This is a genomic window from Agrobacterium sp. rho-8.1 (genome assembly GCF_033957725.1).
Classification (GTDB): domain Bacteria; phylum Pseudomonadota; class Alphaproteobacteria; order Rhizobiales; family Rhizobiaceae; genus Agrobacterium.
The window spans coordinates 914,716-928,094 of record NZ_CP192788.1; the positions used below are offsets into that span (position 1 = coordinate 914,716).

Below are 13,379 nucleotides of genomic sequence, written 5' to 3' on the forward strand. Positions count from 1 at the left end.
TCAGTCTTCCGCAGCGTTGATAGAATCCACGGCGGGGAAGCTCAGCCCGCTCCAGGCCGGTAGCGTAACAGTCACGGAAACGCCTGAAACGGTCATACCCGTTCCCGATGCCATGGCATCTGCCGCGCGATCGGTCCTGATGATGGCCAGGCCTTGCGACCCCTGAACAGTCCCGAGTGTACCGATGGATTTGCCACCGGCTGTGATATCCGTGCCGCTCGGTGGGAGTTCAGTCTCAGCCTTGACGATCACGACACGCCGACGGGCTGTTCCGCGATGCTTCATGCGGGAGACGACCTCCTGTCCGACAAAGCAACCCTTCTGGAAGGATACGCCATCATTCACGTCCATCAAGACGTCATGGGGGAACGCGTCGTTCAGTGCATAATCCAGACCTGCCACGGCGATACCGTTTGAAATGCGCAAAGCATGGTAAGCAGCGGGGTCACCAGAAGCGGAGGATCCCATCGAGCGATAAAGCTCCACGCTCGCCTTGGCAAAACGACTATCTTTGATTGCGCCGTGCGGAGCATGTTCATTCCAGAACACGCTGACACCCGTTGAATCGTCGGCCTTCAGTTCGACCGGTGCGCGCAGCTTATACATGGTCAGGCGGCGCAGGAGTGCATCCTTCTGGTCCGCGCCTGTCTCCAGAACATAGCCTTCGCCATCCCGCCAGATCAGAAATTCGAACATGATCTTGCCTTGCGGCGTGAGCAATGCACCAGCGCGGGCTTCGCCATCTGGCAGCGATTCGAGATCGGGAGTGATGAGATTTTGCAGAAAATCCGTGGCTCCATTCCCGGAGACATGGATGAAGGCGCGGTCGATTAAAAAGGCGGAAGACATAGGCTTTACCGTTCGGGTTGGTTTACCCGAACAGTTAAGGTCTTTGAGCGCCAACAGCAAGCGCGGTGACCTCAGTCACCGGCAGTGAAGAATTTCCACTGTCCATCTGGCGAGATGCCAATGCGGTAAAAACTGTAATTGCCGTATTCCTGCATGTCGGCCAGATCACCGGCGGTGATGATGCGAAGCAGCTCGACCTTTTCGGTCGGCGTCAGCGTGGTCAGCGACTTTCCGGCAAAATAAGGGAAGACATACATCTCATCGGGTGTCCCAGCATCGACCTTCGCATAGCCGGTCGACAGGAGATCGATGATGATGGCGAGCACTTCCAGCCCGTCTGGATCACCGGAAAAGCTTTTTAACGCTGCAATCGGGTCGTTGCCGCTATCGCCATCCACGCGTGCCTGGTTCGGGCCGGGATTGACGAGTGGGCGCAGCTTTTCGATGTCGCCCGTCGAGGCCGCATCGATAATCATTTGACGCAGCCGACGCACCGGCTCCGGTGCCTTGCTGATGTCATGTTCGATCTGGGCGGAAATCTGCGGAGCCTCGGCCTGATCCGCGGCAGGCTGTTGACCCGACGTTCGGTTCACAAGCGGGTCTGGCATCGGAATGCCATCCGAATCACCTTCGATGGCCTCTGGCTCGGTCGCCTGTGGTTTTTCGGCGGGTTTTTCGCTTTCGCTGGTCGCTGGATCTTGGACCGGTTTCAGTTCTGATAGCGCGTATGCGTTATGGGAAAAGCCGACGGTGGCGAGCGTCAGGGAAAGCATCAAGGATACGGCGGCGGACGACCGCAAAAGCCCCTTGCGAGAGCAAGACATGACTGAACTCCAGCTTACTGAATGATGCGGTGGGGGGAGAATTCGCCCTCGAGCATGCGCTGGCGCAGGGATTCGAGCATCGCTTCCGCACCCGCTTCGCCGTGCATGCGGATGGTTTCGCGCATGGCCAAGGCAATAGCGGCGTCTGCAATGATCTCAGGCTCGATACCGTCGGCCATGCCGTCGGCCCATGCTTCGTTCTGGTGTTCCAGAGCGACCTGCATTTTTTCATGCACGATCATATCGTGGATTTCGTTACGGCTTGTTTGCATCTTTCATCCTCGACAGGCAGGCAACTCGTTACCACCCTGTTAACAACTCTAACAGTCTTTTATCAAAACGGCACGGGCTGCGACCAAAAGAGGTTAATAAACCTCTAATTTCCGAACCTTGACGCAATTTCCTGCGCCAGTGTTGCCCCTTCGATACGGTATTTCTCTTCCGCTGCAATCGCCGCCGGTGTGCAAGCGGTGTGCACAGCGGCAAATGTACGATAGCCACGATTGAACGCAGCGGTCATGCGTTGCTTGCGTTGCGGTTCATTGGCGGTATCGGCAGCCAGAAGGTCACTCATCGATTTGCGCCATTCCTCAGAACCCGTTGCGGGGCAGAGCGTGCGCAAATATTGAACGGCGCCCAGGATTTCGGACAGTCGCGCCATCTGGTTATCGTAGGGAGCGGGCTTTTCTTCTGGCGGTGGAGAAACGGACTTCACCGCCGGTTGCGCGCCAACTTGAGACGCCAAAGGCAACGCGATGCCAAGGCCGAAAAGCACGGTTAGCCAAATCCGTCGTTTCATCAGTTTACGCATTACCCGCCACGTCGTTGCAACACCTCGAGGGTAACTAGCCGCGATTCTGCTCAGCATTGCAACTGGCCCAGCAAACGTTCAGCGCATTCGACGACGCTCTCCGGTGCAGGCAATCTGCGGATTTCCGCAAGCGTATACCACCCGGCTTCCGCTGCATCGTCAGCCGCGAGCGCATCGGCTGCGCTATCGGCTTCCACTGTATAGACCGACAGAAAAAAGTGACTGGCCAATCGCCCATCAGCATCATGGCTGGGCAAATCATAGGTCGCGAAAAGGTGTGGATGACACGCCTTGATGCCGGTTTCTTCTTCAAGCTCCCGCAACGCCGTCTCTTCCGGCGTTTCTCCGGGCTCACCGCGACCGCCGGGGAAGGCGAACATATCCTGCGACGGCGGGTTGATACGCCGCACCAGCAGAACACGGTCGCCACGTCGAACGATTGCGGAAGAGGCAGGTTGGGGCAGGGGCATATCTTATCCTTATGCGAGAGCCCCCTATTATGCGCGCAACCTTGCAGGAAACGTGGCAGCATTTTTTTGTGTAAGGTGGATGGGAGATAGGGCGTTGAAGATATGGCGCCATTTCCGATATGTCATGGTCGCTAAAACCGCTCGGCATTCATTGTCGGATGACTGTCGATATGATGTCTGAAAGAATCGAAAACTCTCCATGACCCAGAAACGTGGACTAGTCGAATGAAGCTCTACCTGATCTACGCCGCAGCAGCATTGGCCGAAATAGCCGGGTGCTTCGCATTCTGGGCATGGCTGCGTATGGAGAGGTCGGTCGGCTGGCTTGTGCCGGGCATGGTGTCGTTGGCGGCCTTTGCGTGGTTGTTGACGTTGGTCCCCACGGACGCGGCGGGTCGAGCCTATGCGGCCTATGGCGGCTTCTATATCGTGGCATCGCTGATCTGGCTGTGGAGTGTGGAGGGGCACGCGCCGGACCGCTGGGATGTGGCCGGCGGTTCGATTTGCCTCGCCGGTGCGTCGCTGATTGTATTCGGACCCAGAGGTTAGGCCATGTGCGGGCGCTTTGTCTTGAATTCGACGCCGCAAGAGGTCGCGGAATATCTGGACCTGATCGGTCTGGAGGAGTTTCCGGCACGGTTTAATATCGCACCGACCCAGCCCATTCTCATCGTGCTGGAGGGTGCGCAGCCTCAGCCTGGCAGCAATCTGCCCAATCGGCAGGCGATGCTGGTGCGCTGGGGTTTCCTGCCGGGCTGGGTCAAGGACCCCAAAGATTTTCCACTTCTCATCAATGCCCGCTCCGAAACGGCCATCGAGAAAGCCTCGTTTCGCGCCGCAATGCGCCACAGACGGGTGCTGATACCCGCAACCGGGTTTTATGAATGGCACAGGCCATCGAAAGAAGAGGGGGGAAAATCCCAGGCCTATTACATCAGGCCCAAAAGAGGGGGTATCGTCGCCTTTGCCGGATTGATGGAAACATGGTCTTCGGCCGATGGCTCCGAAGTCGATACGGGAGCGTTCCTCACCACATCTGCCAATCGCTCGATTGCGCGCATCCATGATCGCATGCCGGTGGTGATTGCGCCGGAGGATTTCAGTCGCTGGCTGGATTGCAAAATGCAGGAGCCACGCGACGTTGTCGATCTGATGAAGGCGAATGACGACGATTTTTTCGAGATTATCCCTGTTTCGGACAAGGTCAACAAGGTCGCGAATGTCGGAGCCGACTTGCTGGTGCCGGTGACCGTTGCGCCCATTCCTGCACCGAAAATCGAGCCCCGGGGCGATGCGCAGATGTCACTGTTTTGATCCAGTTAAGCTGAAATGCAAAACGGCGCATCATGCGCCGTTTGTTGTCTTATATATCCCCTGATGCTGCCTGAAGATCAGGCTACCTTTGGCGGAACCGGCTTGCGCGTCAGCATCATTGCTGCGGCGGCGACGGCCTTCAGACCGAGCGGTCGGTAGTGGCTGTTCAGGTCAGGCTTCGCAGCCGCTTCAGTCTTCTGTGTCTCGCTCATATCTGTCTCCGGAGTTCCCCTTGAACGCGTCGATCTGACAGCGTTGCTGCAAACCTCTCTCATGGGAAATCGTGACAAATTCGAGGCAATTTTAATCAATTGAAAATTGCAGACTGCGACATTTCGTGTTCAGCGCAGCACTGGAAAAAGCCACAATGCTACGCGCCGTTGTAAACGATCCTTACAGGCCTCGATGATCCAGCCCGTCACCATGGTCGTCCTCGATCGTCAAGGTACCGTAGCGCTTGTGCCAGATGCGGGCACTGAACGGCAGGAACACCAGATAGGCCAGAACCGTTAGAACCAGGATTTCCCAGGTGAAACTCATCAACAGCGCCACGTAGAGAACCACGATCAGAATGGCAGGCAAGACGAGATCGCGGCGGATGCGGCTTTCCGATTTGCCGGACCAGACGGGCAAACGGCTGATGAGAAAATAACCGATCAACACGGTGTAGGCGCTGGCGATATAGGCGAATGTCTTGCCGGGTTCGATACCCATGAAGCCCAGATAGACCGGCAAAAGCACCAGCATGGCACCCATCGGCGCAGGGACCCCGACGAAGAATTCGCTCTGCCAGGGAGCTTTGACTTCCCTGTCGATCATGACGTTGAAACGAGCAAGGCGAAGACCCGCAGCAATGACGTATATAAGGGCTGCGATCCAGCCGATGGAGCGGACATCGTCCAAGAGGTAAGCATAGACCACCAGCGCGGGCGCGACGCCGAAATTGACGATGTCTGCCAGCGAATCCATCTGCGCGCCAAATTTCGACGTCGCCTTCATCATCCGGGCAAGGCGACCATCGATCCCATCCAGAAACGCCGCCAGGAGGACCATGCCCACGGCAAGCTCGAACCGACCCTCGAATGCGAGCCTGACGCCGCTGAGACCTGCACAGATCGCAAGCACGGTGACAAGATTGGGAATGACGAGGCGGAGCGGGATTTCGCGCAGGCGCGGGCCGCGTCCGGTGTCATTGGTGATGTCGTGCTTGCCGTTTGTCATCGGCTCTGGCGTGTCCATGGCGCTGGTCTCCTGTTATCTTAGCCGCGACGGCTGACGACCGGACCCTTGGCAGAGCCGAATTCCGCCAGAACGGTTTCACCGGCAATGGCCGTCTGGCCGATGGAGACGCGGGGCTGGAAGCCTTCCGGCAGGAAGATATCCAGGCGCGAACCGAAACGGATGAGGCCAAAACGTTCACCGGCATCAACAGGCTCGTTCGGCTTCACCCAGCAGACGATGCGGCGGGCGACCATGCCGGCGATCTGCACGACGCCGACCTTGCCATGCGCGGTTTCGATGACGAGACCGTTACGCTCGTTGTCTTCCGATGCCTTGTCCACTTCGGCATTGAGAAACAGGCCGGGGCGGTAGGCAACGTTGATGATACGGCCACGAACAGGCGCGCGGTTCACATGGCAGTTGAAAACATTCATGAACACTGAGATGCGGACCATCGGCTCTTTGCCGAGTTCCAGTTCCAATGGTGGGACGACGGTCTGGATGGCGGAAACCTTGCCATCAGCAGGGCTGATAACGAGGTCATCGTCCTGCGGTGTGACGCGTTCGGGATCGCGGAAGAAGTAGGCGCACCAGGCAGTCAGAACGAGGCCGACCCAGAAGAGAGGTTCGGCTATCCAGCCAAGCACCAAGGATGCCACGAAGAAGGCGGCGACAAAAACATAGCCTTCCTTGTGGACCGGTACGATGGTGTTGCGAATGGTGTCGAACAGGTTCATTGCTCTTTCGTCTCCGAGTTTATCTTTTCAGCCTGCCAGTCTCGGCGCGATCTTATCGATCAGCGTGCCCAAGTCCTTGGCCATCCTCTACAACGCCTTTCACCAAAACGGTCGACCGTTTCTGGCGTGGCGTGCTGCATATAATCATTCGGCGGCCGATTTCACGGTCGGACGCGACAAAACACGCATTGGTGACTACAGGCAAATCGCCTTAACGGCAATGTTTTCCGATGTTTGACCTAGGGTTATACCCGTCAATGCGCGGGCTCGCCGCGATCCACCACGCCCAGATCGTCCTTTTCGCGGACTTCGCGCAGGCGTTCCTCGGCCTGGATGGCCTCCCGCTGGCGGCTCCACATGGAGGCGTAGAGGCCACCCGCGTCGATGAGCGCCAGATGGGTGCCGCGCTCGGCAATCGTGCCATCCTTCAAGACGATGATCTCGTCTGCGCTGATCACCGTCGAAAGGCGGTGCGCGATGACGAGCGTGGTCCGGTTTTTCGAGACGATGTCGAGCGCGCTTTGGATTTCCTGCTCGGTGTGCGTATCGAGTGCGGATGTCGCCTCATCGAGGATGAGAATGGGCGGTGCCTTCAAAATCGTGCGGGCAATGGCCACGCGCTGTTTTTCACCACCCGACAGTTTCAGGCCACGTTCGCCGACCATTGTCTCATAGCCCAGGGGCAGCTTGCTGATGAAACCGCTGATCTGCGCGGCGTTTGCCGCCGACGTGACATCGGCATCCGTGGCGCCGGGCCGTCCATAGTGGATGTTATAGGCCAGCGTGTCGTTGAACAGCACCGTATCCTGCGGCACCATACCGATGACGGAGCGCAGGCTTTTTTGCGTGACCTGACGTATGTCCTGCCCATCGATGGTGATCGATCCGGACTGGATGTCGTAAAAGCGATAGAGCAGGCGTGACAGCGTCGATTTACCCGCACCCGACGGACCGACGATAGCAACGGTCTTCCCGGCGGGGACGTCAAAGGAGATGCCCTTGAGAATAGGACGCTCCGCATCATAAGCAAAATGGACGTCGCGAAAACAGAGAGCACCCGTGCCGATCTGCAATGCCTTCGCATCGGGTGAATCGATCACCTCTGCCTGGACCTCCAGAAGGTCGAACATCTCTTCGATGTCGGTCAGCCCCTGGCGGATTTCGCGGTAGACGAAGCCGATGAAATTCAGCGGAACGGAAAGCTGCAACAGCAAAGCATTGATGAAGACGAAATCACCAATCGTCTGGTCGCCGCGCTGCACCGCCAATGCCGACATCACCATCATCACCATCGAGCCGAGGCCGAAAATGACGCCTTGGCCGAAGTTGAGCCAGCCGAGCGATGTCCAGATTGCCGTTGCCGATTTTTCGTATTTCGCCATGGATGCGTCGAATCGGCGGGCTTCCATGTCTTCATTGCCGAAATATTTCACGGTCTCGAAGTTGAGCAGCGAATCGATTGCCTTGGTGTTGGCGTCGGTGTCGCTGTCGTTCATGGAGCGGCGAATGGCGATGCGCCAGTTGCTGGCCCGCACGGTAAACCAGATGTAGGCCCATACGGTCAGCACTGTCACCAGCACGTACCAGAAACCGTAGGACGCCCAGAAGATGACGACCGTCAGCAGAAACTCGATAAAGGTCGGGGCCGTGTTCAAGATGGTAAAGCGGACAATCGTTTCGATGCCCTTGGTGCCCCGCTCGATGACCCGCGACAGACCGCCGGTCTTGCGCTCCAGATGAAACCGCAGCGAGAGACGGTGCATATGCACGAATGTCTTGTAGGCCAATTGCCGCACCGCATGCTGCCCGACACTGGCAAACAGCGCATCGCGCAGCTGATTCAATCCGACCTGAACGAGGCGGGCAAGATTGTAGGCGACGACCAGAGCCACAGCACCCAGCAGGAAGGTCGGCACCAACCCGGCCATATCCAGCTTGCCATTCAGCGCATCGGTTGCCCATTTGAAGAAATAGGGAACCAGCATCAGCACCAGTTTTGCGATGAGGAGAAAGAACGTGGCCCAGACGACGCGCATCTTCAGGTCAAGTCTGCCCTGTGGCCACATATAGGGCCATAGATTGACGAGGGTGTGGAGCGGATTGCTGGAATCCGCAGAAATCGTCTTGTTGGGATCGCTCATGCTCTGCTCCGATATCTGCGGGGATGCAGACAGCAAGACGGCGGCCCAGATGTGTGCCGCCGTTCTGTATTAGATAAACATGTCAATCGTTTCATGCAATCCCAGGCGGGCTTGCGATCAGCGAGCCATCATGCGTTTGCGATGCAATTCCTCGGCATTCGGCAAGGCGCTGTCCGGTACGCCGAAAATCTGGCCGGGCTCGATCAGGTCGGGGTTTTTGATCTGGTCCTGATTGGCGAGATAGATCGTGGTGTAGCGCACGCCCTGTCCGTAAACACGGCGCGAAATCTGCCACAGCGTATCGCCACGACGAATGATGACGGCGCCTTCGCTGTGAGACAAGGGAGCCTGCTCGAAGGTTTTCGGCCCTGTGTCGACAGATGCCGGTGCCTGCGTCTGGACCTGTGCCTGAACCGGCGCAGCTTCTACCGCACCTGGCATGGTCGCGTTCAATTCTGCAAAGCGACCGGATAGCCCGGCAATGCGATTGCCGATGACTGCGACATCATTTGGCAGGTTGTCGATGACCGAAAGCAACGCGCGGGCCTTGGCGGAGATGCCACCGACGAATGCGGTGAAATCGGCGTCTGCCGTTGCAGCCGTGCGGAATTCCGCCAGTGAGCGAAGTGCAATGGCTGTCGCGGATTTCGCAGCCGCGACTTCGTCGAGGCTTGGCGTTCTGCCATCCTTGTAGAGGCCGGAGAAAATGGAATAGGCTTTCGAGACCTCTTCACGCAGGTTTTCGAAAACTGAACGGTCGCTGTTGGCGCTTTGTGTTTCTGACTGTGCCTGGGTCTGCGGTGCGCTTGCGGCAGGTGATGGCTGGGCTGCAGCCGGAGCCTTTTGGGCGGAAACGGTTGCCTGATCGTTGGCCGGACGCGCGAAGGGAACGCGAACGCGCACGGTGACCTTGCCACCGGCATCCAGCGCTTCAGCCGTCACGATATGGTCGCCGACAGCCAGATCGACATTGCCCTCGATCACGAAGCTGCCGGAGGCTTCCGCCTTGCCATCGCCGATCGGTTTGTCGTCGACCAAGACGCGCACGGCGGCATTTGCCGGGGCAGCACCCGCAACGAAGATCTTGGACCCTTCGAACTCGACAGCCACCACGCGGATCGTTGCCGCCTCAGAGGAGGGCTGCGGGGTGGAATTGTTCGTTGGAGCCGACGGCGTCGTGACAGATCCGGCCTGGGTTGAACCCGCGGCTTGTGTCTGTGTTTGCGACTGGGCCGTTGCGTCACTGGCCGGTGGCGTCGCCTGCGCTTGTGGCGCGCCCGGTGCCGCATCCGGCATCGTCATGACGCGGCTTGCCTTGCCCGGTGTCGTCACCATGGCCAGAAGCTCGCCGTTCTTTTGAGATGGCACCGAAACAGTTGCGGTCTCGGCGGATTGCACGACCTTGCCGTCCTTGCCGGTTGCGCGAAGAACGATCTGGTGATCGCCGGGCGGAAGCGGGTTGTCGAGAACGGCAGCGAAGTCGCCGCTGCTTTCGACCGGCGTTTTCGCGATGACCTGTCCGTTGTTGATGATTTCAAGCGTCGCACCCGCCGCTGCCTTCCCCGCGATGACGGCGGAGCCATCCGGCTCGACACGCAACACATCGAAGGTTGGCAGTTGTGCGGCATCGCCGGGTGCGGGCGCAGAAGCAGGCGAGGCTGGAGCAGCAGGCGTCGGCCGTGGCGCGCCGTCATCCGTACCTGTGAAGACGCCCGGCAAGCGGCGAACCTGGTCTGCGGCGGCAGACGCGTCTGCAGGCAATCCACGCAGGAAGGCAATGGTGCGTTCAGCGGCAGACCGTGCGGTGGTAAGCAAACGTGACGTGTTCTCGTCGATTGCTTCGGGAATATCGATGGTTTCCAGTTCCTTCAGCGAATCCTCGACCTTCTTGCGGGCGGCCGTGAACTCTTCGTTGGAAGGCACTTTGCTGTCTGCGAAGCGACCCGTCATGTCCTTGATCGACTTGTTGGCGGATTCCGCCAGACGCCCGACCTTGTCTGCGACGGTTTCGGTATCCTTGGCGGCATCCGACAACAGATCGCCCGCCTTTTCGCCACCCATCTCCACGCTGTTCTTCACAGCGTTGCCAGCATCGTTGATGGCGTCGCCGATCGGCTTGTCGTCACTCGATATGCGTGGGAGAACGAAGAAGACCATGAGCAGCGTCGCGACGCCCAGCACGATAAGCGCCAGCAGTCCGGCCCTTTTGTTGTTCATTGTCCATCTCCGGGTAACGTTCTTGTCTTTACGTAGCGATAGCTAGCGTTTAAGTCATGCGCGCACAAGCGGCACCCCTGTAAAACCAGCGTTTCTGCCGCTGCGTCCCCAAATTTTCTTGACGGATCGGCGGCACCATAGTTCCTTCGTTCCATGACTGAAGAAAATACACCGATTCGATCCATTTGCGTTTACTGCGGTTCCCAGCCCGGACGCGACCCCGCCTATATGGAAGCAGGCCGCGCACTGGGAAAATCCATCGCCGAACACGGCATTCGCCTCGTTTACGGCGGTGGCACCAAGGGCATCATGGGTGCCGTGGCAAGCGGTGTCTTGTCCAACGGCGGCCAGGTAACCGGCATCATACCGGATTTTCTCGTCGATATGGAAGCCACGCGCCATTCTCTCGGACAATTGAACGAATTGATCATCACCAAGGACATGCATGAGCGCAAGCACATGATGTTCGAGCGCGCGGATGCATTCGTCACGCTCCCCGGCGGTATCGGCACGCTGGAAGAGATCGTCGAGATCATGACATGGGCGCAGCTCGGTCGCCATGCCAAGCCCATGGTCTTTGCCAACATCAACGGCTTCTGGGACCCCATGCTGGAGTTGATCCGCCACATGCGCGATCGGGGCTTCATTCACCGCGCGCATCTTTTGAACCCGCTGGTGATTGACGAGATCGGGAATATCGTTCCCGCCATCATCGACCGCGCCAAGGCGCAGCAGAACCCGCAAGGCGATCCTTCCGTCATCTCCCAGCTCTGAGACGCACAGCGCCCGGGGCCGGTCCTTCAATCACGCTTTGCTCTCCGGCGTCCGATCAGGCCTGGCACCGTGTAGATCACCAGCGCTGCCCAGATCATGATGAAGGCGACGAGCCTGACCGTGTCGAACGGTTCCTTGAAGACGAACACGGCGATGATGAAGATCATCGACGGTGCGATATATTGCATGATGCCAATGGTGGAGAGTTTCAGTAGCTTCGCGCCATTGCCGTAGAGAATGAGCGGCGTGGCGGTGACGATGCCGCTGGCGACCAGCAGCCACGTGTCGGTTGGTGTTCCGGCCATGAAATGCGCCTGGCCGGTGCTCATGAGATAGATGATGAAGGCGATTGCCGGCGGTGTCAGCAACAACACCTCCAGCAGAAAACCTTGCGTCGGCCCGATGGGCAGGGTCTTGCGGAAGAAGGCATAAAAGCCCCAGGAAACCGTCAACGCAACCGAGACCCAAGGCAGGCTGCCCGCGTGCCAGGTCAGCAGGGCAACGGCCAGAGCGGAGAGGGCGATTGCCGAAATCTGGAAGCGGCTGAGCTTCTCCTTTAACAGCACGGCGCCCAGAAAAATGCTGAACAGCGGGTTGATGAAGTAACCCAGCGCCGCATCGAGCGCACGGCCGGTGCCGATCGCCCAGATGTAGACGCCCCAGTTGATGCTGATGATGGTGGCCGTCAGGCAGGCCATGGCCAGCATGCGCGGCGTCGTCAGCGCTGTCTTGATTTCGGCAGTGCGCCCGAGCAGCATGAGAACGGCGGCGGCGATCGGCACGGACCACACGACGCGGTGCGCAATGACCTCGAGCGGCGACACATGCGCAACGGCCTTCATGTAGAACGGCAGAAAACCCCATAGAATATAGGCGGTAAAAGCGTAGGCGAAACCACGCGCGCCATCGCCGGGCGGAGACGTCTCTATTGTCTGGTTAACGGCCATGGGAACTGCCAATCTCGAGCGGAAAGCACCGGCCTAGTCCTGTTTGGCGTTATATTCCAATTCATTTACGTGAAGGATGCGATGAAAAAAGCATCATCTGCTCACGAAACAGCTATCCCGCCTGAATCAAAATATCAGGCGGGGCATCCATCCCGCTGTAAAAGCGCGTTTATTTCCCCGCGAAGCGATCCGTCGCGCGAATAAGCTGGTCGAGAATACCGGGTTCGCTGAGTGCATGTCCGGCAGCCTCCACGATGTGCAGATCGGCCTTCGGCCATGCCTTGGACAACTGCCAAGCATATTTCAGCGGGCAGGGCATGTCGTAGCGTCCGTGGACGATGACGCCGGGGATATCTTTCAGCGTGTGGGCATCGCGCAGCAGCTGGCCGTCTTCGAACCAGCCGGCGTTGACGAAATAATGGGTTTCGATGCGCGCGAAAGCGATGGCATATTGGTCTTCGCCGAAGTCATCGACACGCCCCTGATCCGTTACCAGCGAGATCGTCGCACCTTCCCACTGGCTCCAGGCCTTGGCGCATTCCAGCTTCTTCTTTTCGTCCGTGCCGGTGAGATAGCGATTATAGGCGACCATCATCTCGCCACGCTCGGCCTCGGGAATGGGCGCGATGAAGGTTTCCCAGCGGTCGGGATACATTTCCGAGACGCCGAACTGGTAGTACCAGTCCAGTTCCGGCTTGGTCAGTGTGTAGATGCCACGCAGGACGAGTTCGCTGACGCGATCGGGGTGGGTCTGCGCATACGCAAGCGCCAGCGTCGAGCCCCACGAGCCGCCAAACACCTGCCATGTCTCGAAGCCGAATTTTACCCGCAGCCTTTCCATATCCGCCACCAGATGCCACGTCGTGTTGGCGTCCAGATTGGCATGTGGCGTGGAACGACCACAGCCGCGCTGGTCGAACAGGATGACATCGTAAAGCGCCGGGTCGAACACCCTTCGCTGCGTTGGGTTGACCCCGCCGCCGGGGCCGCCATGCAGGAAAACGGCGGGCTTTGCCCCTTTCGTGCCGACACGTTCCCAATAGACCACATGGCCGTCACCCACATCCAGCATGC

General features: G+C 58.6%; 15 protein-coding genes. 3 read left to right on the top strand and 12 right to left on the bottom strand.

Annotated features, from left to right (window positions below):
* The 5 genes from ygfZ to RMR21_RS04595 all read right to left on the bottom strand — a co-directional run bounded on the left by ygfZ (position 1) and on the right by RMR21_RS04595 (position 2,954).
* Positions 1-849 (bottom strand): CAF17-like 4Fe-4S cluster assembly/insertion protein YgfZ, encoded by an 849-nt coding sequence (gene ygfZ, locus RMR21_RS04575; protein WP_498669532.1) that lies wholly within the window; start codon positions 847-849, stop codon positions 1-3.
* 71 nt (positions 850-920) lie between these two features.
* On the bottom strand, positions 921-1,673 hold the full coding sequence (locus tag RMR21_RS04580) for a hypothetical protein (protein ID WP_498669533.1): 753 nt from the start codon (positions 1,671-1,673) through the stop codon (positions 921-923).
* 14 nt (positions 1,674-1,687) lie between these two features.
* Positions 1,688-1,945 carry a hypothetical protein gene (locus RMR21_RS04585; RefSeq protein ID WP_111841631.1) on the bottom strand — a complete coding sequence of 86 codons (258 nt, stop codon included), beginning with the start codon at positions 1,943-1,945 and terminating at the stop codon, positions 1,688-1,690.
* Between the two features lie 104 nt (positions 1,946-2,049).
* Positions 2,050-2,472: a TIGR02301 family protein gene (locus RMR21_RS04590; RefSeq protein WP_498669534.1), complete on the bottom strand. Its 423-nt coding sequence runs from the start codon at positions 2,470-2,472 to the stop codon at positions 2,050-2,052.
* A 62-nt stretch (positions 2,473-2,534) separates the two neighbouring features.
* Entirely contained in the window at positions 2,535-2,954 is a 420-nt protein-coding gene (locus RMR21_RS04595) for an NUDIX hydrolase (RefSeq protein WP_498669535.1), read from the bottom strand.
* 225 nt (positions 2,955-3,179) lie between these two features.
* On the opposite strand from RMR21_RS04595, the gene RMR21_RS04600 reads away from it, so the two are divergent.
* Both RMR21_RS04600 and RMR21_RS04605 read left to right on the top strand, forming a co-directional pair.
* Positions 3,180-3,503, top strand: coding sequence for a YnfA family protein (locus RMR21_RS04600; protein ID WP_498669536.1), 324 nt, complete (start codon positions 3,180-3,182; stop codon positions 3,501-3,503).
* Positions 3,504-3,506: 3 nt separating this feature from the next.
* Complete coding sequence (locus tag RMR21_RS04605; protein WP_498669537.1) at positions 3,507-4,268, top strand: SOS response-associated peptidase; 762 nt, start codon at positions 3,507-3,509, stop codon at positions 4,266-4,268.
* A 77-nt stretch (positions 4,269-4,345) separates the two neighbouring features.
* On the opposite strand, the gene RMR21_RS04610 is transcribed toward RMR21_RS04605, so the two are convergent.
* The 5 genes from RMR21_RS04610 to RMR21_RS04630 form a co-directional block, all read right to left on the bottom strand.
* Positions 4,346-4,480 (bottom strand): hypothetical protein, encoded by a 135-nt coding sequence (locus tag RMR21_RS04610; protein ID WP_498669539.1) that lies wholly within the window; start codon positions 4,478-4,480, stop codon positions 4,346-4,348.
* Positions 4,481-4,661: 181 nt separating this feature from the next.
* A complete protein-coding gene (gene pssA / locus RMR21_RS04615) occupies positions 4,662-5,507 on the bottom strand; it encodes a CDP-diacylglycerol--serine O-phosphatidyltransferase (RefSeq protein ID WP_498669540.1) in 846 nt (281 codons plus the stop codon).
* 20 nt (positions 5,508-5,527) lie between these two features.
* Positions 5,528-6,226, bottom strand: coding sequence for a phosphatidylserine decarboxylase (locus tag RMR21_RS04620; protein ID WP_498669541.1), 699 nt, complete (start codon positions 6,224-6,226; stop codon positions 5,528-5,530).
* A gap of 254 nt (positions 6,227-6,480) precedes the next feature.
* The gene (locus RMR21_RS04625; RefSeq protein WP_498669542.1) at positions 6,481-8,367 is read right to left on the bottom strand and encodes an ABCB family ABC transporter ATP-binding protein/permease; all 1,887 of its coding nucleotides are present in this window, start codon (positions 8,365-8,367) and stop codon (positions 6,481-6,483) included.
* A gap of 117 nt (positions 8,368-8,484) precedes the next feature.
* A complete protein-coding gene (locus RMR21_RS04630) occupies positions 8,485-10,584 on the bottom strand; it encodes a LysM peptidoglycan-binding domain-containing protein (protein ID WP_498669543.1) in 2,100 nt (699 codons plus the stop codon).
* Between the two features lie 153 nt (positions 10,585-10,737).
* On the opposite strand from RMR21_RS04630, the gene RMR21_RS04635 reads away from it, so the two are divergent.
* The gene (locus RMR21_RS04635; RefSeq protein WP_498669544.1) at positions 10,738-11,358 is read left to right on the top strand and encodes an LOG family protein; all 621 of its coding nucleotides are present in this window, start codon (positions 10,738-10,740) and stop codon (positions 11,356-11,358) included.
* A gap of 26 nt (positions 11,359-11,384) precedes the next feature.
* On the opposite strand, the gene rarD is transcribed toward RMR21_RS04635, so the two are convergent.
* The gene (gene rarD / locus RMR21_RS04640) at positions 11,385-12,305 is read right to left on the bottom strand and encodes an EamA family transporter RarD (RefSeq protein WP_498669545.1); all 921 of its coding nucleotides are present in this window, start codon (positions 12,303-12,305) and stop codon (positions 11,385-11,387) included.
* Between the two features lie 169 nt (positions 12,306-12,474).
* Positions 12,475-13,377 (bottom strand): prolyl aminopeptidase, encoded by a 903-nt coding sequence (pip, locus tag RMR21_RS04645; RefSeq protein ID WP_498670071.1) that lies wholly within the window; start codon positions 13,375-13,377, stop codon positions 12,475-12,477.
* Between the last annotated feature and the right edge of the window lie 2 nt (positions 13,378-13,379).